The organism is uncultured Dubosiella sp., assembly GCF_964018005.1.
Classification (GTDB): Bacteria; Bacillota_I; Bacilli_A; order Erysipelotrichales; family Erysipelotrichaceae; genus Dubosiella; species Dubosiella muris.
Map to the genome: position 1 here is coordinate 1 of NZ_CAXHOA010000007.1, position 21,922 is coordinate 21,922.

Consider the following 21,922-nt stretch of genomic DNA (forward strand, 5'->3'; position numbering starts at 1 on the left):
CCAATGTCATTTAGTTAAATGATATCGAGGTTCTAGAAAGCATTCTCCATTCAATGGAGAGTGCTTTTTTTTTCGCATTTTTAAAATTTTGCAAATATCACTTGACAAAATTTTTGGAGCATTTACTCCATAATCCGTAGGAATTGTAGGAGGTATTTTTTATGAACCAGTCTTATGATTCTTTGCTTGAAGTCCGTCGTCAATTCGACTTCGCCGTACAATCTGTTGTCGACAGTATTACCTGTTATTGTTCAAATCCGCTTTCGGATTTTTCCCGAAATCGTAAACTTCCGCCAGAAACACTGATTCCTTTGATCATTCAAATGGGGTCTCATTCTTTGAATACCGAACTTACGACTTTCTTTGAAGGGACTACGACCGAAGTGACACGTTCCGCTTTTAGCCAGCAGCGTGAAAAGCTCGATTCACAAGCCTTCCTTCGTATCCTTCATCTTATGTCTTATACTCCCTCGCCATCCTTGTACCGTGGCTATCACGTGATCGCGATGGATGGATCCGATGTCAATATCCCTTTCGATCCGTCCGATCAGGAAACATTATGTGGAGTGAAGTCGGGCAAACCTTATTCACAGCTGCATCTCAACGCGCTCTATGACTGTCTCAACGGGACGTTCTTAGATGTTCGTATCGACTCGCCTAGAAAAAGTGGTGAATGCAACGCGCTCAAGGAAATGGTCAAGAATCATTTTTATCCACAGAAATCCATCCTCTGCGCAGATCGAGGCTTCGAGAAATACGATACATTCGCATATTGTATTGAAAACAACCAAAAATTCATCATTCGAGTCAAAGATATCGAATCCAACGGGATCTTATCCACCTTTGACTTTTCAGAAGAAACATTTGATAAAGATGTAGAGATCATCTTGACTCGAAAACAAACAAACGAAGTGAAAGAGAACCGGGATCTGTATCGTTATCTGCCGTGGAGTACTGAATTTCAATATATGCCAAAAGGAGGCGCTCAGGAATACAAATTGAAACTCCGCGTGGTTCGGATCGAAGTCGAAAAAGGAAAATATGAATGCCTGATTACGAACCTGGGACCTGAATTTACGATGGAAGACCTTAAAGAACTGTACCATATGCGATGGAACGAAGAAGTAGGGTTCCGGGCTTTGAAGTATACTGTAGGCATGCTCGATTTTCATTCGAGAAAAAGAAAATACATCCAGCAGGAGATCTATGCCAATTTGATCCTTCACAATGTGGCCTCTTTGATAGTACAGCGTGTCAAGATCGAACAAAAAGACGGATGGAAATATAAATACAAACCAAACTTTACGACCGGAGTCACAAATGTTCGACTGTTTCTGAAAAGGAAGATCAGCGCTGGAAAACTCGAGGAACGAATAAAAAAGGATCTGATCCCAGTACGACCAGATCGCAGTAACAAGCGGAATATGAAAGCCCAGCGGGTCCACCCATTTCAATATAGACCAGCGTAACGGCAATATCCCAAGAACATTTTAACCGAAACAAAAGGAAGAAGGCAATTTTTTTTGAAAACAAAAATTGTCTTTTCGTCGTGACGGAAAAATACGAATCATATATTGAAGATACGACATGAAAAAAGAAAAGCTCCGAATCCTGAGAATCCAGAGCTTAACTAAACGCAGATCAGAGTCCATCATGTCACGGAAGCTTTTAACTAAATGACATTGCCCACTCTTCTGGCTTTTTTTAATTTTTATGAAACGAGGAAAACACCTTGTCTGGAAGAACGTTTTTGAGCTCTTCCAACGTAGGCACCGAATAAGTCTGTTCTCCTTTTTTAACAAGAGGTACTCCTTCGTTGTGCAAATACTGAATATATTCGATCGCCCGGTATGCGTCCAGCGCCAACACGGCAGTCTCGACTCGTTCGCGTCTTTGGATGAGCACCGCCGGCATGGCCTTGTCCAGCCTGGGCGTTCTATACGTGTTCAAGAAAAGGAAGAAAGGAAAATAAAATAGAGAACTGAAAAAAAGGCGACCGCTCCTTTAAGGGGGTCGTCTTTTGTGTGTGTTGAGCCATCTGGCTCTAAAAAAGATAAATATTTTTTTATTCGCAGAGTTGTTTACTATGCGAATCCATTTTAACATAAAAAACATAAAAAAATAATCAATATTCAGGATTCTCATGATAAAAGTCCAAAAAAGGAAGAAGAACGAGTGGGGAGTTTTCCTTCTTTCTTTGATCTCCTTGCTTTTCGCTTTGTTTAAACCGTCATGATTCTCGTCATCAAAAAATTCAAATTTCCCGACATATAAAGTCTTTTTTGTCTTTTTCTTTCTTTCTTTTCCATACAATGCGCCGTCAAAATTCCCGTCAACGGAAGCAAGGAACCGTCAATTCTGGCGGATTTACCGCGCTTTTTGTCCTCTTTTTCGCAAAGTAAACAACTCTGCGAAAAAGGGAAAGCGAGGCAAAGGGATGTGGAATGAAAACTGGACGGGACACCGGGTAGGAAAATTAACGGTTATACAAAAAACCACAAAAAAACGGAAGGGAAGCTTTTTGTGGGAATGCCATTGTGATTGCGGGAACACGATTTGGCTGGAAGCGTACAAAATCCGGCGGGGACTGGTCAAAAGCTGCGGATGCGCCAGAAAGGGAAAAAACACGAAAGACTTGAAAGGAAAGAAAGTTGGCCGTTTGACGGTGCTGGAACGTCTGCCCGAAAAACAAGGCTCGTGCTACGTGTGGAAATGCCGCTGCGACTGCGGAAACGTCATGATGGTGCCGACGAACCGGCTGACCGGAAAACACCCAACCGAAAGCTGCGGGTGCGTTCGCAAAGGAATCGACTTGACGAATCAACGCTTTGGAAAACTGACAGCGCTGCATCCGACGGACAAGCGGAAAAACGGCAGTGTTTTATGGATATGCCAATGCGACTGCGGACAAGTCGTGGAAGTGGCGGCCAACCAGCTGATGTGCGGGAACACGCAAAGCTGCGGCTGTCTGCAAAGGGAAAAGGACGGACCGGGACAGTACATGAACTACATCGACTCGACCTGCGTGGAGGCGATTCGCTCCAAAGCCGTCCGGAAAGACAACACGAGCGGGTGTCCGGGAGTTCAAAAACAAAAAGGGAAGTGGATCGCGCAAATCAGCTTTCAAAAAGTAAAGTACTACCTCGGTTCGTTCGACACGATAGAAGCGGCCATCCGGGTGCGCAAGCAGGCGGAAACGCTGCTCCACGACGGCTTTGTCCGGTATTTTGACGAGTGGAAAGAAAAAGCGAAAGCGGATCCCGTCTGGGGAAAGAGCCACCCGCTCCATGTGCTTGTGGAAGGTGATTCCATCGAGAATTTCGAGTTGGTTTTGGAGGGAACTGAAACCCCTCGGGTTTAAAAAAGACGACCGCTACGGAAGAATCCGCTTGGATCGTCTTTGGTACGCTTATTTCAAGCCATACAGCTTCGAGTATTTGTCCTTCAAATAGTCGACATAGTAATGCGGATCGAACGGCTCGCCCGATACGATCTCGACGATTTCGGCCATTGTTTTCGAACCGGCGTAGTGGTGGACGTTGTCCTTGAGCCAGTTGGTGATTTCCTCCATACGGCCTTCGCGCAGCGCCTTGTCCACGTCGATTTGCTTTGCCATCGTGTGGTACAGCTGGGCGGCGTAGGCACTGCCCAGCGCGTACGTCGGGAAGTAGCCCAAATAGCCGTCAGACCAGTGCACATCCTGCAAAACGCCCTCGCTGTCCGTTTGCGGACGCACGCCCAGATATTGCTCGTACTTGTCTGCCCACAGTGTTGGCAGCTGGTCGTAGTCCATCTTTCCTTCGGCCATGTCCTTTTCCAGCTCGTAGCGGATGAGAATGTGCAGCGGGTACGTCAGCTCGTCGGCTTCGGTACGGATCAGGCCGGGCTCGCTCACGTTGATCATATCGACCAGCGCGTCCAAACCGACGGCCTCGAACTCCGGAAACTGCTTGACGAGCTCGTCGTAGTTGGCTTGCCAAAACGCTTTGGAACGACCGATGTGGTTTTCCAAAAAGCGGGATTGCGACTCGTGGGCGGCCGAGCCGACGTTCTCGTTCAGCTTCGTACCTTCGAACATTTCATCCATCTGCAGCCCGTACAGCGCGTGGCCGTACTCGTGCACGGTCGACAGGATCGCGCTCAAAAAGCGGTCCGGATAGTAATGCGTCGTGATGCGCATGTCGTTGTGCGACAAAAAGTTCGTGAACGGATGTTCCGTCGTGCCTAGCGAGACGCGCGTCGGGTCCACCCGCAAATAGCGCATGATCGTGTCCATGAACCGTTCCTGCCGCTCGATGTCGAACGATTTCGACAGCATCGAGTCGTCGATCGTCCGGCCTTCGGCGCGCAGCTTGGCAATAAAAGGCACGAGCTCGGTTTTGACGACGTCGAAAAAGGCGTCGTACTTTTCCTCATTCATCCCCGGCTCGTACGCGTCCAAAAACACATCGTACAAATTGTCGCCGGTGTATTTCGGGGAATATTTCATGTACTCGATCGACTTGTTCATGAGATCGACCAAATACGGCTTGAACAGCGCGTAGTCGTTTTTCTCCTTCGCCTGGTGCCAGTAGTAGCCAGCGTCGTTGCGCGCCTTCACGAAATCCCGGTACACGTCGGCCGGAACGTTGCGGGTATGCCCCAAATCGTCCAGACGCATCTTCACTTCCTTTTGCTCGAGCGAGCCCTCCGGCAGCGTCTTGTGGTAGGCTTCGATCTTTTCAATCATAGCCGGATCGTTTTCGATTTGAAACAGCTCCTGGGCGAGAATAGCCATCATCTCGTTGGCGTGGGGGATGCCAGCCGATGGCGCGACCGTCCACTGGTCGGTGTACATCGTGGCGCTCGCCAAGTTGTAGGCCGCCAGTTTTTTCAAATACTCTTCATAAAATGGTTCGAATTGTAAACGCATCTTGTTACCTCCATCCTTATCATCTTAACAAATTTATTGCGATGAGGGGACAATGATTTTATCATGGGAGCAGGAGGATTGAATATGGACGCAAATCAAATCAAGGCGCTTGTCCAGGAACAAAAGGTGTTCTTCGCGACCAACGCCACCCGCTCCATCATGTTTCGCAAGCAAATGCTCGCCAAACTCAAGACCGCAATCCGGCAAAACGAAAGCCGGATCATCGCAGCCCTGTACGCGGACCTGAACAAATCCGGGGCCGAGGCGTACATGAGCGAAATCGGTCTGGTCTACCAGGCGCTCACGTACATGGAAAAGCACATCGACCAGCTGAGCGCGCCGGAAAAAGTGCGCACACCGCTGTTTTTGTTCAAAGCCAAAAGCGAGATTCGCCACGACCCCTATGGCTGCGTGCTCGTCGTTTCCCCGTGGAACTACCCGTTCCTGCTCACGATGCAGCCGCTCATCGAAGCCATGGCGGCCGGAAACACCGTCATCTTAAAGCCAAGCGACTACTCGGCCCACACGACGGCCGTCATCGCCCGTTTGATCGAGGAAACGTTCGCGCCCGCGTATGTGGCGGTTGTGACCGGCGGACGCCAGGAAAACGAGGCGCTGTTCCACCAGCCGTTCGACTACATCTTCTTTACCGGCTCGCCCGCCGTAGGAAAATTGTGCATGCAGGCGGCCAGCGAGCATTTGGTGCCCGTCACGCTCGAGCTAGGCGGCAAGTCCCCGGCCATCGTCGACGAGAGTGCCAACATCGCGCTGGCGGCCCGCCGCATCGTCTTCGGCAAGTTTCTCAACGCCGGCCAGACGTGCGTCGCGTGCGACCACGTCTATGTGCACGAGTCGAAAATGCCCGCGCTCATCCAGCAAATCATCCACCAGCTTTCGGTGCAAGGCGTCACGCTCGAGTCGATTGGCAAGATCATCAACGAAAAGCATTTCGAACGCGTACGCGCGTATTTGAACGACGGAAAAGTCGTCTGGGGCGGCCATGTGGATGAGGCGACACTCAAAATCGAGCCGACGATCTTGCTGCCAAAAGAAGGAACGCCCGTCATGGACGAGGAAATCTTCGGACCGGTCCTGCCCGTTTTGCCGTACGAGAATTTCGAAACACTGTGTCGGCAGCTGGCGCAAAAGCCGCATCCGCTCGCCTTCTACTTGTTTTCCCGCAACGACGACCACATTCGCTTCGTGAAGGAAAACATGCCGTTTGGCGGCGGGTGCATCAACAACTGCGTGCTCCATCTTTCCAATGAGAACATGCCGTTTGGCGGTCTGCAAAATTCCGGCCTCGGCCACTATCACGGCCGGTATGGATTCCAGACATTCACCCACGACAAGTCGATCTTGTCGTCGAGCGACCGCGTCGACCTGCCTTTCATCTACGGCCCGCAAAAGCCGTGGAAGGAAAAAGTCGTCCGTCTGTTTTTAAAATAAGGAGGAAAAAAGATGAATGCGATTTTTGAACGCACGAGCGTGCGCCAGTACACGAACAAGAAAGCCGATCCAAAGACGATCGAAACGATTTTGAAAGCCGGATGCGCCGCGCCAAGCGCCGTGAACAAACAGCCGTGGGAGCTGATCGTCGTCACCGATCCGGCCCGCCTTGCCGAACTCGCGAAATTTTCCCCATACGCCGTCTGCGTGCAGGACGCCGCGTTCGCCGTCGTCGTGTGCGCCGACACGAATCGCCACTTTGGCGACGCCTACGACGTGCAGGATTTGTCGGCGCTTAGTGAAAACATGCTGATCGAAGCCAAGGATCTTGGTTTAGGCGGCGTGTGGCTGGGTGGCTATCCCGAAACGGACCGGGTCGACTGGCTGCGCCGGTATTTCGACTTGCCCGATTCCATCCAGCCGTACTGGGTGCTTTCGTTTGGCTATCCGGCCCATGATCTGGAACCCAAACAAAAATGGGATCCGGCCCGCATCCATTGGGAAACATTTGAAAAGTAAAATAGGAAAGTCTGGCTCGCCCAGGCTTTTTCTTTGTTTAAGGTGCGCATAATGGGGTTTTGACGGGGTCATATAGATGCGCATAATGGGGAAACAGGGGGTAGTTTATAGTGCGCATAATGGGGTAATACGGCGTTTCTTATCTTGCGCATAGTGGGGTCGAGCGATATAATCGGATTGAAAACCGGCATGAGGAGGTGAATACAATATGTTTTTTAAACGAAAGATTTACGATAAACTCTTGGAATGGAAGAATGAAACGAAGGGTACGAAGGCGATCTTGATTGAGGGGGCGCGTCGAATTGGCAAAAGTACGATTGCGCAGGCGTTCGCTAAAAATGAATATGAATCCTATCTTCTCATTGATTTTGCCAAGAAGGATAAGGAAGTCGAGTCGTATTTTGAAAAGTATTTGAACGATTTGGATACGTTGTTTATGATGCTTCAAGTCCATTACGGGATCCGTTTGAAACCTCGTCAGTCGGTGGTGATTTTCGATGAAGTGCAGATGTTTCCGCAGGCAAGAGCGGCTATCAAATACCTGGTAGCGGATGGACGATATGATTATATTGAAACCGGTTCGCTTATTTCGATCAAGGAAAACGTGAAAGATATTGTCATTCCTTCGGAGGAACGCCATATTTCAATGTATCCATTCGACTTTGAAGAGTTTTGCTGGGCTTTAGGCGAGGAAGTGATGATAGATTATATCAAACATTGTTTTGAATCCAAACAAGCGCTGGAAGAGTCGCTGCATCGCAAAGCGATGATGATTTTTAAACAATACATGCTGGTGGGCGGTATGCCTATGCCGGTCGTAAAGTTTGTTGAGAATAATAAAAGTTTTTATGAGGCAGACCAGGAAAAACGGGATATTTTGCGGCTGTATCGGGAAGATATTATGAAGATCAATGCGCGGTATCGGGGTAAGGTACTGGCGATTTTTGATCAGATCCCCGGATTGCTTTCACAGCATGAAAAAAGAGTGGTTTTCAAGACGATTCAAGGCGAGTCGAGAGCGGAAGAATACCAGGAGACTTTCTTTTGGCTGGCGGATTCCATGATTTGTAATGAATGCTTCTTATGCAGTGATCCGAATGTCGGCTTATCCATCAACGAGGTAAGGTCATATGTAAAATGTTATATGGGGGATACGGGTCTTTTGGTCAGTCACGCGTTTGACGAAAATGAATTGCTCGAGGAAGAAGTGTACAAGCAGATCTTGCTGGATAAATTATCTATGAACAAAGGAATGCTGTATGAAAATGTGATTGCGCAAATGCTTGTGATAAATCATCATAAACTGTACTTTTACACGCATTACAACGACGAGAAACATCGAAATGATATGGAGATTGATTTTCTTCTTTCTAGCAACCGCAAACTAAAATATAAACTGTATCCGATCGAAGTCAAGTCGGGAAAGCGTTACACGACCACATCCCTGTTGCGGTTTAAAGAAAAATATCAGGACCGGATTGGCGCGTGCTTCATTATTCATCCGAAAAATTTGATGATCAAAGACGATATTTTCTGTATTCCTCCTTATATGACTTTCTTGTTGTGACGTGGAGAAGAAAAGAACGATTTTTTGATACGATTCTCCTCTTGTACCGGGTTGACACAAGTCCGATTTCGGACTATTATACTTGGGTCGCATTTTGGACAGGAGGTTTTTATGAAGGAAATATTTAATGAACATTTACGCGCGTTCAACGCGTTTTATAAGGAATTGAGCCATATTTACCACGAGGAGGCGCTCGCGGCCGGCATTTCGGACAGCGCGTTTGAAGTGCTCTATTGTTTAAGCACCCTCGAGGATGGATGCTGCCAGAAGCATATTGCCCAGGCGTCGTTTTTAAGCAAGCAGACGATCAACTCCTCTATCAAGGCGCTGGAGAAAAAAGGATGGATCGAGCTACGCAAAGGAAAAGGACGCGAGTGCGGCGTGTATTTGATGGACAGGGGCCGCGACGTCATCAAAATGTATGTGTATCCGGCCATTCAGCGGGAAAACGAGGCGTTCGAGCAAATGGGCGAGGAAAACGCCGGCCGGTTTATCGAGCTTGGACAACGGTACGTGCACCACTTGAAGCAGGGAAAGGAGAAGACGACATGACGATCCGGCTCAGCGACCACTTTACGGTTGGCAAGCTGCTGCGCTTCACGCTCCCTTCCGTCGTCATGGTCATCTTCACATCGCTGTACACAATCGTCGACGGCATTTTCGTCGCCAACGTCGCCGGCAGCCAGGCGTTCGCGGCCCTCAATTTGATTTGGCCCGTCATCGCCATCATGGGCACGTTCGGCTTCATGATCGGCACGGGCGGCAGCGCTCTGGTCGCCAAGCTGCTCGGCGAGCAAAAAAAGCGCGAAGCCAACGAAGTGTTTTCCCTGCTCGTGTACAGCCTCATCGTCGTGGCGATAGTCATGAGCGTGGTCGGCGCCGTCTGGATCGAGGATTTCGCGCGCCTGCTTGGCGCCACCGAGCAAATGCTCCCCGACTGCGTCGCCTATGGACGAACGCTCGCCCTCATGATGACCGGCTACTTTTTACAAAACGCGTTCCAGGCGTTTCTTGTCACCGCCGAACGCCCGACGCTCGGCCTGCTGCTGACAATCATCGCCGGCGTCATGAACATGGTGCTCGACTATCTTTTGATCGCGGTCGCCGGTCTTGGCATCTTTGGCGCGGCGCTCGCCACCGGGTTGAGCTGGATCGTGGGCGGCATCATTCCGTTCGTGTTTTTCGTGACGCCCGGCAACGGCACGCCGCTGCGCGTATCGAAAACGCGCTGGAACGGCAAAGCGCTGCTGCAAAGCTGTTTTAACGGCTCAAGCGAGATGGTTACCAATTTAAGCATGAGCGTCATCACCGTGCTGTACAATTTCGAGCTCATGAAGATGATCGGAGCCGACGGCGTCGTCGCGTACGGCGTGCTCCAGTACATCTCATTCGTGTTCGCCGGCGCGTTTCTCGGCTATGGCGTCGGCATCGCGCCCATCATCAGCTACCACTATGGCGCGGGCAACACGGGCGAGCTGGACAGCCTGCTAAAAAAGTCGCTCGCCCTGATCGCGATCACCGCGCTCGTGCTCACGCTCGTCGCCGAAATCAGCGCCCCGTGGCTGGCGATGGTGTTCGTGAACGGCTCGGCATCGCTTGGCGCCCTGACCGTCCACGCCATTCGCATTTACAGCGTTTCTTTTTTATTGTGCGGCTTCAATATTTTTGGCAGCTCGTTTTTCACGGCGCTCAACAACGGGCTCGTGTCGGCGGCCATCTCGTTTGTGCGCACGTTTTTGTTCCAGGTCGCGTGCATCCTGATCCTGCCCAAACTGTTCGGACTGGACGGGATCTGGAGCGCGGTCGTCGTCGCCGAGTCGCTTTCGCTGCTTGTCGTCGTGTTCTTTTTACGAAAAGAGAAAGCGCGGTACGGGTATTGAAACGGAAGAAAATCCGTCTTTTTTGCAAAAAAGATGACGGATTGAATAAATTTGTTCGAAATTTTAAATTTATTGTGAAAAAAGCCCAAAAAAAGTGAAGAAATGATATATCGTTTCTTGTAATTTCCGTTCAGAAAATTTATAATGAGTTTGTAAAAATAAAGAGAGGTCATTGTAATGAAAGTTTCCCACTTAACCAAGCGCGAAAATGAAATCATGGAGATCTTTTGGCAGTCAAACAAGCCATTGTCTTCCAATGATATCTGCTTGGAAGCCCCACACATAAGTAAGAACACAGTACAGGCCGTTATTCGAAAGCTGCTTTCGATGAAATTCATCGAGATCGCCGGTCTTGGCTACAACAAGAACGCCTTGACTCGCGAATTCAGCCCTTGCATCTCTCAGGCCGAGTACTTTGACAACTTTCTTGTGCGGGATACTTCCTACGAGCTCGCGGCGAATTTTATCCGCCACGCGAAGGATATCGAAACATTGGAAAAGATCGAAGCCTTGATTCAGGAACGAAAACAAGCACTGGCAGCCGAATAGGCTGTTTGAAAGCTCCACGAAAGTGGGGCTTTTTTTGGCACCCGGCGCTGTGCCACCTTCGCCGGATTTTGGCATTTTTGGAAGTGCCAAACAAAAACGAGAAACAATAGAAAAAAACAAAGCGCTTTCTTATACTGAAATTGTCAAACAAACGAAATAAAAAGAAAGGAAAAAACAATCATGAAAGAAAAAGTCCAAAAATTCGGGCGCGCCCTCTCCGCGATGGTCATGCCCAACATCTCGATCTTTATCGCCTGGGGACTCATCACCGCCTTGTTCATTCCAGCCGGCTGGTGTCCCAATCCGACGCTGAACGAAATCGTCGGCCCGATGCAGCGCTTCCTGCTTCCGGTCTTGATCGCCTATTCCGGCGGCAAGATGATTTACGAGCACCGGGGCGGTGTCGTGGGCGCGTGCTTCGCCATCGGCATCATCGCCGGCACCGAAACGCCGATGTTCATCGGCGCCATGATCGCCGGGCCATTGGGCGGCTATTTGATGAAAAAGACCGATGAATTGCTCGACGGGCACATCCCGAACGGATTCGAAATGCTCGTCAACAACTTCTCAGCCGGCATTCTCGCCGCGATCCTGGCCTGCGTGGGCTGTCTCGTCATCGAACCGGCGTGCGTCGCGCTCACCGGCGCCTTGAAAACCGGCGTCGAGTTCCTTGTCAGCCACGGTCTGCTGCCGCTCACCTCGATTTTGGTCGAGCCGGCCAAGATCCTGTTCTTGAACAACGCCATCAACCACGGCATCTTCACCCCGCTTGGCATGGATCAGGTGCAGGAAGTCGGCAAGTCGATCTTCTTCATGATCGAAGCCAACCCGGGACCGGGCCTTGGCTTGCTGATCGCGTACTACTTGAGCACGAAAGGCGAAGTGAAGCAATCGTCGCTCTCCGCCATGATCATCGAGTTTTTCGGGGGCATCCATGAGATTTACTTCCCGTTTGTCCTCATGAACCCGATCACGCTGATCGGCGTCATCGCCGGCGGCATGACCGGCGTGCTTGTCAACACGATCTTTGGCTCGGGCCTCGTATCCGCCGCATCGCCGGGATCCATTATAGCCATCCTGGGTATGTGCGCCAAAGACAGCTATGTCGGCGTCCTGCTTTCGATCGCGGCCGCGACCGCTGTATCGGCCATCGTGTGCACGGTATTGCTGAAGGCGTTCGCCAAGGAAGGCAATCTGGAGGAAGCCAAACAGCAGGTGAGCGCCTCCAAGGCGCAAGCCAAGGGAACGCCGGCACCGGCTGCCGCCTTGTCCGCTTTAAAAATCGTGTTCGCCTGCGACGCGGGTATGGGAAGCAGCGCGATGGGCGCCGCGAACCTGACGAAAAAGCTGAAAGCTGAAGGGCTCGACATCACCGTGCCGCACTACGCGCTGAACGAAGTGCCAGCCGATACGCAAGTCATCGTCACCCAGTCCTCGCTCGTGGAGCGGGCGAAGGAACGGTGTCCGCACGCCGCCATCTACCCTATCAATAACTTCATGGCGTCGGCCGAGTACGATCAAATCGTCGACGACGTGAAAAACGGCCGGGTAGGCGCGAAGCCGGAACCGTCGCGCGTCAATATGCAAAAAGTCGTGTTCGCCTGCGACGCGGGCATGGGAAGCAGCGCGATGGGCGCGGCGAGTCTGACGAAAAAGCTGAAAGCCGCCGGCTGCGACGTGACGGTGCCGCACTACGCGCTCAACGAAGTGCCAACGGACACGCAAGTCATCATCACGCACCAGTCGCTTGTGGAGCGGGCGAAGGAACGCTGTCCGCACGCGACGGTGTATCCGGTCATGAATTTCATGGGCGCCAGCGAATATGACGAGATCGTAAGCGAGCTTGTCGGCGCGTGATGATTTATACCAACCGGTTTAAACAAATTCTCCAAATCGTCCTGGAACAAGGGGACGCGTATATTCCGGTCGACGAGCTGGCGCGACGACTGAATATTTCGCGACGCACGGTTTTTCGAGAACTCCAAAACGCCAATTTGAAGCCGTACCATTTGGATATGGTCAGCCGGCAAGGCAGGGGAATCCGAATCGAAGGGGACGAAAAAGACCGCCGCCGGCTGGCGGCCGATATCGCCACCGACCTCATTCCTTACGTTTCGAAAGAGGAGCGCCGCAAACTGCTCGCGTTCGAGCTGCTCCGCTTTCCGGACGTGAAAAAGCTCGTCGTGTACGGCAACATGTTTTCGGTGTCGGAAACGACGATTTCCAACGACCTGGACGCGTTGGCGTCCTGGTTCGAACACTATCATATCGAATTGAATCGCGCCCACAAAAACAACATCCGGCTGCTTGGCAAAGAGGAGGACCGGCGCCTGGCGATGAGCGCGATCATTCACGACACGATCGGATCAAAGGAGCAGGCGATCGACTATTTGGACGCGGACGCCTTGCGCCACGAAGTGTTTGAAGCGTCGCAGGACGGCATTTTGCGGCTGCTCAACCAGGATATTCTCGATCCGGTGCTTGACTTGTTCACGCTCGAACGACACGAGCTGGGACTGAACCAGTATGCGCAAAGCTCGTACATCGGCTTGATCATTCATCTGGTGGTGGCCGTCGAGCGCATCCAGAAAGGGGAGGCGATCGAGAGCGATCCTTCGCTGTGTGAAACGATGCGCGCCACGCCGGCTATGGAGCAGGCCAAAGCAATCGCGGGCAGACTCGAGTCCATTTTCGACATCGAGATCCCGCAGGCGGAAACGGTGTTTATCGCGATGCATTTGAGCGGGGCGAAAAACGTCGATCCGATCGACGCGTTCGACGACGACCAGATCGTGGAAATCGCCAACGATTTTATGAACGACTTCCCGCCCCGGATCGCGTCGAGTTTGCGGATGGATCCCCGGTTTATCAAAGGATTCATCACCCATTTGCGGCCGACGCTCATCCGCTTGCAGCGCGGCCTGCCGATTTACAATCCGCTGCTGGAAACGATCCAGGCGCAATACGGGGAGCTGTACGCTCAAAGCGCGCACGCGGCGGCCTTGATTGGCGAAAAGACGGGCTTGTCGATTTCGGAAGCGGAAATCGCGTTCATGACGATGCATGTGGGAGCGTCGCTGGAACGCCGCCGCTTCGAGGCCAGACAGGCGCGCATCCACACTGCGGTCGTATGCGCCTCGGGGGTCGGGGTGTCGGCTTTGCTGGCGGCAAGGCTGCAGCATGTGTTTGGTACGCGGCTTCATTTGGTGACTCTCTCTTTGGAACAATACAAAACCAACGCGTACGACGATTTGGACCTGATCGTTTCGACGTTCGACCTGGCGCAAGGAATGGTGCCGGTCGTCAAGGTCAACCCGCTGCTGACGCAAAACGACATCGACCATTTGCGGGATGTGATGAAAAATCTCGAATATGGCGCGCACGCCGATCCGGACCGGGACGGGCTGGAAAAACTTCGGCGCGTGGAACAAATGACGGGCGCGGCGCGCGCGATCGTCAACGGACTCGTGTTCGCCAATGTCGATCCGGCGCTGGACTGGCCGGCGCTGGTCGCGGAGGCCGGCTTGCTGGCGGACGGCAGCGCGAGCGAAGTGACCAGCGCCCTGCTTGAGCGTGAGAAGATTGGCTCGGTCATGGTGCCGGAGCTTGGCTTTGGCTTGCTGCACGCGAAAACGACTGGCGTGAAAAACGCCCAGGTGCAGTTTTTGTGGCCGGCGCAGGCGCAAGAGTTTGCCGCGTACCCGGGCATTCGGGCCGTGGTCGTCCTGCTCATGCCAGCCGATTATGCATCGTATCATCAAAAACTACTTTCCTCCGTCACGACGTATATGATGGAGACGACGAACTTGCAGCAGGCGGTGTTCGAGCGCGAGGAGCGGCGCATTCAACAGGCGCTGTCCGCGATTTACTTGGAATTGATTCGAGCCGACATGGCTTAAGAAAGGAATATCATCATGGCATTGTTTAAAAGAAAGAAAAAAGAAAAAAATGAAAAGCCGCAAATTCTCGAGGTGCAAAACATTCGCGTCAACCAAAAGGCGGCGACAAGCGACGAGGCGATCTTAAGCGTCGGCGGCCGTTTGAAAGAAGCGGGCTATATCGACGAGCCATACATTCAAGGCATGCTCAACCGCGACCACGCCCTGACGACGTACATCGGCAACGACATCGCCATTCCGCATGGCGAGTACGAAGTGAAGGACTTTGTGAAAAAGACGGGTCTTGCGGTTGATATTTACCCGGAAGGCATCGCGTGGGGCGGTGGCACGGTGCGGATTGTTATCGGCATCGCGGCGACGACCGACGAGCATGTGGGCATCCTGCAAAACATCGCGGAAAAGCTGGGCGACATGGATGTCGTGGAAAAAGTCGTGAACGGCACGCCGGAATACATTCATTCCGTGCTGGCGGGGGACGCGGCATGATTTTGACGGTGACATTCAATCCGGCGATCGACAAGACGGCGCAAGTCGACGAATTGATCGTGGGCGGCTTGAACCGGTTGCAAAATGTGCGGCAGGACGCGGGCGGCAAAGGCGTCAACGTGTCGAAAACGATTCGGGCGCTTGGCTTCGAGAGCGTATGCACCGGCTTTCTGGCGGGCGCGGGCGGCCGGATGATCGAGGACGCGCTGGACGAACTGCGAATCGCCAATCAATTCGTGTGGGTGGAGGGAAACACGCGCACGAACCTGAAGGTGCTTAACAAGGACATGGTGCTCACCGAGCTCAACGAGGCGGGGCCGCGCATCGAACCGGAAGATGTGGACGCGTTGATCGCGTTGATCGAGAAGACGGCCAAGCCGGGCTCGATCGTCGTGTTGTCGGGCAACGTGTCGCCGGGAGTGGAAAGCGACATTTACCGGCGGATGATCGACGATTTGAAGCAAACGGACATCCGGGTGCTGCTGGACGCGGACGGCGACTTGTTCCGGGAAGGCATCAAGGCGGGTCCGTTCGCGGTGAAGCCAAACCGCTTCGAGCTGGCGCAGTATTTTGGCGTCGAAGAACCGGACAACGCGTTGGATACGGCGCGGCTTGGAAGAAAGCTGTTGAACGAGGATACGAAGCTGGTGGCCATTTCGATGGGTGGCGAGGGCGCGATCTTTTTGACGGAAACCGACACGTTGTATTGTCCGGTGCTGCCAATCGAGTTGAACTCGAGCGTGGGCGCGGGCGACGCGATGGTGGCCGCTTTGGCGATTAGTCTGGAGCGTGGCGACGCGCTGGAAGAGCTGGCGGTGCTGGCGATGGCGACAAGCGCGGGGGCGTGCACGACGGCGGGAACGCAGCCGGCCGGCCTCGGCGTGGTGGAAACATTGAAGACAAAAGTGAAAATCGAGAACTTGGAGGGATAGAACGATGAAAACAAGAGCGGTGAGATTGTATGGAGTGGACGATATCCGGCTGGACACGTTTGAGCTGCCGGAAATCAAGGACGATGAGATTTTGGTAAAGGTCGTTTCGGATTCGATTTGCATGTCGACGTGGAAGACGGTGAAGCAGGGCGAGAAGCACAAGCGCGTGCCAAACGACGTGTTTGACAACCCGATCATTATCGGGCACGAGTTCGCGGGCGACATCGTGAAGGTAGGAAAAAAATGGCAGGACAAGTTCAAGCCGGGACAGAAATTCGCCCAGCAGCCGGCCATTCCGGGCCAGATGGAGTCGCCGGGCTACTCGTACCAGTGGTGCGGGGGCGACACGGAATACTGCATTTTCCCGAATGACATTATCGAGGCGGGCTGCTTGTGGACGTTTGATGGTGACGCGTATTTTGCCAGCTCGGTGGCGGAGCCGGTGTCGTGCTGTATTGGTGGCTACCACACGAACTACCATACGGAGCCGGGCGGCTACAAGCATATCATGGGGACGAAGGAAGGCGGCAACCTCATTATTTTGGGTGGCTGCGGTCCGATGGGTCTGGGCGCGATTTCGTATGGCTTGACGTTTGAAAACAAGCCGAAACGCATCGTCGTAACAGAGGTGAACGACGACCGGATCGCCAGAGCGCGCGAAGTCATTAGCGAGGAAGAGGCGAAGGAACATGGCGTGGAGCTCATTTATGTCAACACGGCGAAAATGGAGGACCAGGTCAAGGAACTGATGGACTTGACGGATGGCAAAGGCTACGACGACGTGTTTGTGTACATCCCGAACAAGGCGGTGTGCGAGATTGGCAACCAGATCATGGCGTACGACGGGTGCATGAACTTGTTCGCGGGGCCGACGGATCCGAAATTCTCGGCGGATGTGAACTTGTATGACTGCCACTACTCGCGCAGCAAGATCATTGGCAGCACGGGGGGAACGATCGACGACATGAAAGAGGCGATCGACAAAAACAGCGCGGGCCTCATCAACTCGGCGGTTATGATCACGCATGTGGGTGGCTTGGATTCGGTCGTGGAGACGACGAAGGATTTGCCAAACGTGCCGGGTGGCAAAAAGCTTGTGTACACGCATATCGACATGCCGATGACGGCGATCGAGGACTTTGGCAAGCTGGGCGAGACCGATCCGTTCTTTAAGGAACTGGACGCGGTGTGCAAGGCGAACAAGGGCTTGTGGTCGGCGCAGGCGGAAAAGATGCTGCTGGAGCATTTCAACGCGGCGTAAACAAAACGAGAATCAAACAAACGGCTTCCGGAAAATCCGGGAGTTTTTGTTTGGAAAAAGAAGAGAAGGGCATACAATGGAGGCAGAGGGAAAGGAGAAATCCGATGTTTTCGATCGCGTTGGATCCGGTTTTGGAAGAACAAGTGAAAGAAGCCGCCAAAGAGAAGGGCATGTGTGTTTCCGAGTATGTGTGTCGACTCATTCAGGAAAAGATGGAGGACGAGTACGACTTGCGTGTATACGAAGAGGCGAAACGGCAATACGAGGCTGATCCGGTTACGTATACGGCCAAAGAGCTTGGTTTGTAGGCAAGAGAAAACCGGCCGTCAGCCGGTTGTGGGAATGGAAATGGTGAGGGTCGCGTACGCCATGTAGAAGAACACGTACAAGCGTCTTGTGGCGAACAGCATGGCGTATGTGGAACCGTACAGGCACCCAAGCCAGAGGGCAATAAACAGCGTGGCAAGAGCGAGGCGGTACGCCCAAACGAGCCGGGAAGGCAATACGAGGCGTGCCGCGCTTTTTTTCCACACGCTGACGAGGCCGAACGTGAACAGGCAGGTCAGAGCTTCCAGCCCGATGGACTGGAAGAAAAGCGTGTGGTCCATTTCAATCGAAGGCAGTGGAAATAAGAGCCACGCGACGGGGAGCGGCGCGAGCGGCATGGCGAGTACGAGCACTTTTTTCCAGGTTTTCATCAATAGGAGTCCCCTTTCTTTTTGGAGCGGAAAACCGCAAACCGGAACAACGGCTTGCGGTCAAGCGGTGTTTTATTGCTGGTTGACAGTTTCGACCCATTTCTTGACTTCGGCGTCGGTGTACGTTGGCGAGAAGGCTTTTCCGCTTTCCCATCCTTTGCGGGCGCCGTCAAACGTGAGCGAATCTTTCGCGTGGTCGAGCGCGTCCTGCGTTCCGATCGTGAACGGAATGAACGTTTTATTTTTGAGGTTGTTCTGGCTCAAAAACACGGATACGGGAGCCGGGGCGGCTGTGATTGACTGGACCGGAAATCCGATGTACACCGTGTCGCATTGGCTCCACTGGTCGGGAACGCTTTGTTCGAGCAAAACGTTGGTCGACTGCAAATCCTCGATTTCGGAAACGGACAGTTCCTCGTCGTTTTCGATTTTCTCGTTCAGGGAGGAGTAGTCTTTCTTTGGCACGATTTGGAATAGCTCCGAATCGGAGTCCTTGGCGATTTGCGTGGCGAGCGCTTCGATCTCGTCGTTGTTCGAATAGTAGACGACGAGGCTTTTGGAAGGCGAAACATTGCCGCACGCGCTCAAGAACACAGCCATGAGTAAAAGCATTCCTAGTTTTTTCATCAGTATCCCACCGTTCCTTCGATCATTTCGTTTGTCGCTTTCTTTTCCGAGGAAAAGAGATCCATATCTTCCATCATATCGGAAACACGATCCGTTTGCTCGCCGACCGGTTCCACTTCAATCGGGCGAGGGGCGCCGCCAAAGAAGCTGAACACGATCATTCCAAGCACGATCGCTCCGATCAAAACGAAGATCCATATGTACTTTTTCATAAGCTCAGCTCCTTTCTGAAAGAATTATTTTATGAAAACAATGAATTTATGCGTTTATTCTAACGCCTTTTATAATTTCAATTTTATTATAAAATATATAAGAAAAAGAAGATAAAGATTTAATTGTAAGAAGCCAAAAATGGCTTTTCTTTCCCCGTTTTTGGCTTTTTTGGGAGGAATGAGGAGATTATTGTTTAGAGAAATTAGAAAAACGTATTGATAGAGTGCTATATATTAAATAAACAAATACATATATATATAATTTTTAGCAAATAAAGCATAAGGAACTGTTGAAAAAAAACAAAAAATCCAAGCACCAATAAAAAAGAGAGATAATCCTATTTGATATGCATAAGCGACAGATTTTGGTAAAAAGAAAGATTTTATTTGCTGTTTCCAAATATCAATAAGTATAAATAACGTTAAAGAAATGAATAAATCACAAAAAAGTGTATGAAAAAAAACACGGTTGTTTGGAGAATAGAGTTGTGAAGAAGGGACTAGCAATAATAGGACAAAAAAGGCTAGAATAGGAATTAAGAATATAATTATTTTTTCATTTTTATCTCCTTTTTAATTTTTAGATAATTTAATAAAGATAAAGTTTAGAATATATTCTAAACTTTATCTTTTTTTGTTTATAATCTATTGGTTGAAATTTTATACAGAAAATTGAATAGTGTCGGTATAGGTGGTTGATCCATGTTTGAGAGTGATTGTATTGGTTACTCCGATCAGATGAGAACTAATCATGCTTACATATTTCCAATTAGCCCCTCCATAATAGGTGCCCCAATTTAGTCCCACAACATTCATTGGACTTGTTGACTGGTCAAGCCATGGATTTCCATCGCATGATCCGCAAGTTCCTAGTACAATACTTTGTCTAAGAATTTGAACCCCAGAATCAAGATTGGAAATATAACCAGATGCGCTTTTTAAAACTCCATATTTGATACCGAAATCACTAACAATCGTATCATAATTTATTGTGGCTCTTGCGACTGCAGAATAGTATAGAACACCTTCCGATAATGTAGCAGATTGTGCCATTCTAGACTGCTCTTCATTAAGAAAATAGTGGGATACAGTAATGGCTTGAGATTGCGATAAATCTTTCTTTCCACTATTTTCTTGAATGGTTTTTATAGTGATTACATCGTAATTTAGCTTTTCGCCAAATGAAACTGCTGATGAATCTGTTTCAATGATTTCATCATTGCTTTTTAATACATATGTTTGCGCATTCTCGATGTTTGAATGGTGAGCTTTGATGGACTGTGGATTACTAAAAGATAGTAAAGACATGCACAAAAGTGATAATAAGATTTTTTTCATGATATTCTCTTTCTAATTAGTTTTGTAGCAAATATAAGCTTTGAAATTTAACAAAGCTACAAAGAGCTCTTTTATAAAGATTGGATGTTATTGACCAAGTTCTTTTCCTCGACTTGATTTTTCAAGCCAACAGAAGTCCTTGGTGTTGTGTTTTAGGCATGGTTTTGGCTGTACATCGACTCCTCCGAACGATAGAAGCAGGACAGCCAAGAGTAAAATACCCTTTTTTAACAGCCTCATAAAGTTTCCCCTTTCTTTTTCCCGGGTTCTAACTGTATTATAGAAATATGAATAAAAATAAACAATATATTAAATTTCGAGAACTAAAAGATGATATTTCTCCTCTCTTTTTTGGCTTTTTTGAAAAGCGGAAGCGAAAAGAGCTGGGATATTCACTGGAAAACGTATCCAAAGACTTGTTTATGTCCAAAGGGAATTTGAGTGAAATGGAAAATGGCATTCGCATGATGAAAAAAGATGTATTTGACCGGTTTTTACATCAATATGACATTCAATTTGACACGGATTTGAATCGGTTTTTCGAAATGAAAGAAATTCTCGCTCAAATCGTGGATTGTTTTTTACGTTTTGATAAAAAGAAACAGGAAAAAGTTCGAGAACGTTTTGAGGCGCTAGAAGGAAGCTGGAAAAACACATACGGTTGCTTTGTCGGGGAACTGATTCAATACTTTATTCAGGTTGTGATGGACCATCAAAAAAGCGATGATTTATTTCGCTCACTGGTTTTGATTGAAAATTGTTTATCCAACGACGAGAAGGCGCTTTTGTATATGATACGGGGAATGGAGGGGAGATGGAATCTACGTCTTGGTAATATGGAGCGGTTCTTTGAAAAAGCGCTGGAATTTGTCGACGAGAAAGAGCTGTTCGGGCTGGAAGCGTTGATTGAGTATTATCAAATTATGGAGTGGATGAGAAGCGGAGCTTCATTTGCGGTATATGAACATTGCGTACAGGTACGTAAAAAGTTTTACGCTTCACACAATTATATTCGGGCGTTGTATCTTGATAATTTGGAAGCGGTAGGAATAATTTCTTTACGAGCCTATAGTAGCGCATATGCCCGCTTTGAAGCCTTGCTTTCCAATATGGAATACGTGGATGATCCGTACTTGCGGTTTTGCGTCGTGCAAAACGAAGTTCTGGTTTTATGTGTGATGGGGGAGTATAGAAAAGCGCTGGATCAAATGAGGAAGGAAAGAGAAACGTTTCAACATGGGCTTTCTAATTTTGTTTACGCGCCTTTGTGTCTATACATGCTGAATGAGCAGGAACGCGCAAAATCAGCTTTGGTGGATATAAAGCCATATGCCAAAACAAAAGAGGAAATCCTGTTGTGTAAAATGATTCACGCAGTCTTTTCACAAGAAATCGAAACGGTTTTAAAAATGGCTTTGGAAGTTCTTAAGGAAGATCAAAGAAAGCGCGAACGGGAATCCGAGGAAATCGTGTACCAGTTCCTAATCCATTTCTGTAAGGAAACGGGTTTGGATGCGAAACGAATGGAAATCCAAGAGGATTACATCGCGTTTTTGACAAGATGTTGAATGGGCTGGCGTTGTATAGGAAAGA

The 21,922-nt window shown here is 50.1% G+C and carries 21 protein-coding genes; 15 read left to right on the top strand and 6 right to left on the bottom strand.

Translation table 11 applies throughout. The features are described 5' to 3' along the window. Positions 1–182 precede the first annotated feature (182 nt). Positions 183–1,469 (top strand): IS4 family transposase, encoded by a 1,287-nt coding sequence (locus ABNS49_RS06195; RefSeq protein WP_348688068.1) that lies wholly within the window; start codon positions 183–185, stop codon positions 1,467–1,469. Positions 1,470–1,704: 235 nt separating this feature from the next. On the opposite strand, the gene ABNS49_RS06200 is transcribed toward ABNS49_RS06195, so the two are convergent. After that, positions 1,705–1,950 carry a hypothetical protein gene (locus tag ABNS49_RS06200; RefSeq protein WP_277820718.1) on the bottom strand — a complete coding sequence of 82 codons (246 nt, stop codon included), beginning with the start codon at positions 1,948–1,950 and terminating at the stop codon, positions 1,705–1,707. 487 nt (positions 1,951–2,437) lie between these two features. Here ABNS49_RS06200 and ABNS49_RS06205 point away from each other — a divergent pair, with 487 nt between their 5' ends. After that, positions 2,438–3,361, top strand: coding sequence for a transcriptional regulator (locus tag ABNS49_RS06205; protein ID WP_135979200.1), 924 nt, complete (start codon positions 2,438–2,440; stop codon positions 3,359–3,361). Between the two features lie 48 nt (positions 3,362–3,409). Here the strand turns inward: ABNS49_RS06205 and ABNS49_RS06210 are convergent, their stop codons facing one another. After that, positions 3,410–4,912, bottom strand: a complete 1,503-nt coding sequence (locus ABNS49_RS06210; RefSeq protein ID WP_135979199.1) for a carboxypeptidase M32 — start codon at positions 4,910–4,912, stop codon at positions 3,410–3,412. Positions 4,913–4,996: 84 nt separating this feature from the next. Between ABNS49_RS06210 and ABNS49_RS06215 the strand changes: the two genes are divergently transcribed. The 12 genes from ABNS49_RS06215 (at position 4,997) to ABNS49_RS06270 (ending at position 17,762) form a co-directional block, all read left to right on the top strand. Further along, positions 4,997–6,361 carry an aldehyde dehydrogenase gene (locus ABNS49_RS06215; protein ID WP_288342301.1) on the top strand — a complete coding sequence of 455 codons (1,365 nt, stop codon included), beginning with the start codon at positions 4,997–4,999 and terminating at the stop codon, positions 6,359–6,361. A 12-nt stretch (positions 6,362–6,373) separates the two neighbouring features. Continuing rightward, positions 6,374–6,880: a nitroreductase family protein gene (locus ABNS49_RS06220; RefSeq protein WP_135979197.1), complete on the top strand. Its 507-nt coding sequence runs from the start codon at positions 6,374–6,376 to the stop codon at positions 6,878–6,880. Positions 6,881–7,088: 208 nt separating this feature from the next. Beyond that, positions 7,089–8,447 carry an AAA family ATPase gene (locus ABNS49_RS06225; protein ID WP_135979196.1) on the top strand — a complete coding sequence of 453 codons (1,359 nt, stop codon included), beginning with the start codon at positions 7,089–7,091 and terminating at the stop codon, positions 8,445–8,447. A gap of 111 nt (positions 8,448–8,558) precedes the next feature. Continuing rightward, positions 8,559–8,999 carry a MarR family transcriptional regulator gene (locus ABNS49_RS06230; RefSeq protein WP_288342306.1) on the top strand — a complete coding sequence of 147 codons (441 nt, stop codon included), beginning with the start codon at positions 8,559–8,561 and terminating at the stop codon, positions 8,997–8,999. Beyond that, entirely contained in the window at positions 8,996–10,327 is a 1,332-nt protein-coding gene (locus tag ABNS49_RS06235; RefSeq protein WP_288342308.1) for an MATE family efflux transporter, read from the top strand. The genes ABNS49_RS06230 and ABNS49_RS06235 overlap by 4 nt, the downstream gene beginning before the upstream one ends. A gap of 177 nt (positions 10,328–10,504) precedes the next feature. Next, complete coding sequence (locus ABNS49_RS06240) at positions 10,505–10,876, top strand: BlaI/MecI/CopY family transcriptional regulator (protein ID WP_135979193.1); 372 nt, start codon at positions 10,505–10,507, stop codon at positions 10,874–10,876. A 180-nt stretch (positions 10,877–11,056) separates the two neighbouring features. After that, complete coding sequence (locus tag ABNS49_RS06245) at positions 11,057–12,733, top strand: PTS mannitol-specific transporter subunit IIBC (RefSeq protein WP_135979192.1); 1,677 nt, start codon at positions 11,057–11,059, stop codon at positions 12,731–12,733. Then, positions 12,733–14,775, top strand: coding sequence for a BglG family transcription antiterminator (locus ABNS49_RS06250; protein WP_135979191.1), 2,043 nt, complete (start codon positions 12,733–12,735; stop codon positions 14,773–14,775). The genes ABNS49_RS06245 and ABNS49_RS06250 overlap by 1 nt, the downstream gene beginning before the upstream one ends. A gap of 15 nt (positions 14,776–14,790) precedes the next feature. Then, entirely contained in the window at positions 14,791–15,261 is a 471-nt protein-coding gene (locus ABNS49_RS06255) for a PTS sugar transporter subunit IIA (protein WP_135979190.1), read from the top strand. Beyond that, positions 15,258–16,193 carry a 1-phosphofructokinase gene (gene pfkB / locus ABNS49_RS06260; protein ID WP_135979189.1) on the top strand — a complete coding sequence of 312 codons (936 nt, stop codon included), beginning with the start codon at positions 15,258–15,260 and terminating at the stop codon, positions 16,191–16,193. Before ABNS49_RS06255 ends, pfkB begins: the two co-directional genes overlap by 4 nt. 4 nt (positions 16,194–16,197) lie before the next feature. Next, positions 16,198–17,454: a zinc-binding dehydrogenase gene (locus ABNS49_RS06265; protein WP_135979188.1), complete on the top strand. Its 1,257-nt coding sequence runs from the start codon at positions 16,198–16,200 to the stop codon at positions 17,452–17,454. 104 nt (positions 17,455–17,558) lie between these two features. Next, on the top strand, positions 17,559–17,762 hold the full coding sequence (locus ABNS49_RS06270) for a DUF6290 family protein (RefSeq protein ID WP_135979187.1): 204 nt from the start codon (positions 17,559–17,561) through the stop codon (positions 17,760–17,762). An 18-nt stretch (positions 17,763–17,780) separates the two neighbouring features. On the opposite strand, the gene ABNS49_RS06275 is transcribed toward ABNS49_RS06270, so the two are convergent. From ABNS49_RS06275 to ABNS49_RS06290, 4 genes are all read right to left on the bottom strand, one after another. Further along, entirely contained in the window at positions 17,781–18,152 is a 372-nt protein-coding gene (locus ABNS49_RS06275; protein WP_135979186.1) for a hypothetical protein, read from the bottom strand. Between the two features lie 72 nt (positions 18,153–18,224). After that, complete coding sequence (locus ABNS49_RS06280; RefSeq protein ID WP_135979185.1) at positions 18,225–18,779, bottom strand: flavodoxin; 555 nt, start codon at positions 18,777–18,779, stop codon at positions 18,225–18,227. Then, positions 18,779–18,991, bottom strand: a complete 213-nt coding sequence (locus ABNS49_RS06285; protein WP_135979184.1) for a hypothetical protein — start codon at positions 18,989–18,991, stop codon at positions 18,779–18,781. The genes ABNS49_RS06280 and ABNS49_RS06285 overlap by 1 nt, the downstream gene beginning before the upstream one ends. Positions 18,992–19,651: 660 nt before the next feature. Further along, entirely contained in the window at positions 19,652–20,329 is a 678-nt protein-coding gene (locus tag ABNS49_RS06290; RefSeq protein WP_135979183.1) for a hypothetical protein, read from the bottom strand. A gap of 287 nt (positions 20,330–20,616) precedes the next feature. On the opposite strand from ABNS49_RS06290, the gene ABNS49_RS06295 reads away from it, so the two are divergent. Next, on the top strand, positions 20,617–21,897 hold the full coding sequence (locus tag ABNS49_RS06295; RefSeq protein WP_289108519.1) for a helix-turn-helix transcriptional regulator: 1,281 nt from the start codon (positions 20,617–20,619) through the stop codon (positions 21,895–21,897). Positions 21,898–21,922: the final 25 nt, after the last annotated feature.

Bases quoted from the DNA above. Each gene is read 5' to 3' on its own strand.
- ABNS49_RS06240 (WP_135979193.1), top strand. From the start codon at position 10,505: ATGAAAGTTTCCCACTTAACCAAGCGCGAAAATGAAATCATGGAGATC.
- ABNS49_RS06275 (WP_135979186.1), bottom strand. From the start codon at position 18,152: ATGAAAACCTGGAAAAAAGTGCTCGTACTCGCCATGCCGCTCGCGCCG.
- ABNS49_RS06270 (WP_135979187.1), top strand. From the start codon at position 17,559: ATGTTTTCGATCGCGTTGGATCCGGTTTTGGAAGAACAAGTGAAAGAA.
- pfkB (WP_135979189.1), top strand. From the start codon at position 15,258: ATGATTTTGACGGTGACATTCAATCCGGCGATCGACAAGACGGCGCAA.
- ABNS49_RS06205 (WP_135979200.1), top strand. From the start codon at position 2,438: ATGTGGAATGAAAACTGGACGGGACACCGGGTAGGAAAATTAACGGTT.
- ABNS49_RS06250 (WP_135979191.1), top strand. From the start codon at position 12,733: ATGATTTATACCAACCGGTTTAAACAAATTCTCCAAATCGTCCTGGAA.
- ABNS49_RS06290 (WP_135979183.1), bottom strand. From the start codon at position 20,329: ATGAAAAAAATCTTATTATCACTTTTGTGCATGTCTTTACTATCTTTT.
- ABNS49_RS06230 (WP_288342306.1), top strand. From the start codon at position 8,559: ATGAAGGAAATATTTAATGAACATTTACGCGCGTTCAACGCGTTTTAT.
- ABNS49_RS06295 (WP_289108519.1), top strand. From the start codon at position 20,617: ATGAATAAAAATAAACAATATATTAAATTTCGAGAACTAAAAGATGAT.
- ABNS49_RS06225 (WP_135979196.1), top strand. From the start codon at position 7,089: ATGTTTTTTAAACGAAAGATTTACGATAAACTCTTGGAATGGAAGAAT.
- ABNS49_RS06245 (WP_135979192.1), top strand. From the start codon at position 11,057: ATGAAAGAAAAAGTCCAAAAATTCGGGCGCGCCCTCTCCGCGATGGTC.
- ABNS49_RS06285 (WP_135979184.1), bottom strand. From the start codon at position 18,991: ATGAAAAAGTACATATGGATCTTCGTTTTGATCGGAGCGATCGTGCTT.
- ABNS49_RS06265 (WP_135979188.1), top strand. From the start codon at position 16,198: ATGAAAACAAGAGCGGTGAGATTGTATGGAGTGGACGATATCCGGCTG.
- ABNS49_RS06255 (WP_135979190.1), top strand. From the start codon at position 14,791: ATGGCATTGTTTAAAAGAAAGAAAAAAGAAAAAAATGAAAAGCCGCAA.
- ABNS49_RS06220 (WP_135979197.1), top strand. From the start codon at position 6,374: ATGAATGCGATTTTTGAACGCACGAGCGTGCGCCAGTACACGAACAAG.
- ABNS49_RS06235 (WP_288342308.1), top strand. From the start codon at position 8,996: ATGACGATCCGGCTCAGCGACCACTTTACGGTTGGCAAGCTGCTGCGC.
- ABNS49_RS06215 (WP_288342301.1), top strand. From the start codon at position 4,997: ATGGACGCAAATCAAATCAAGGCGCTTGTCCAGGAACAAAAGGTGTTC.
- ABNS49_RS06210 (WP_135979199.1), bottom strand. From the start codon at position 4,912: ATGCGTTTACAATTCGAACCATTTTATGAAGAGTATTTGAAAAAACTG.
- ABNS49_RS06280 (WP_135979185.1), bottom strand. From the start codon at position 18,779: ATGAAAAAACTAGGAATGCTTTTACTCATGGCTGTGTTCTTGAGCGCG.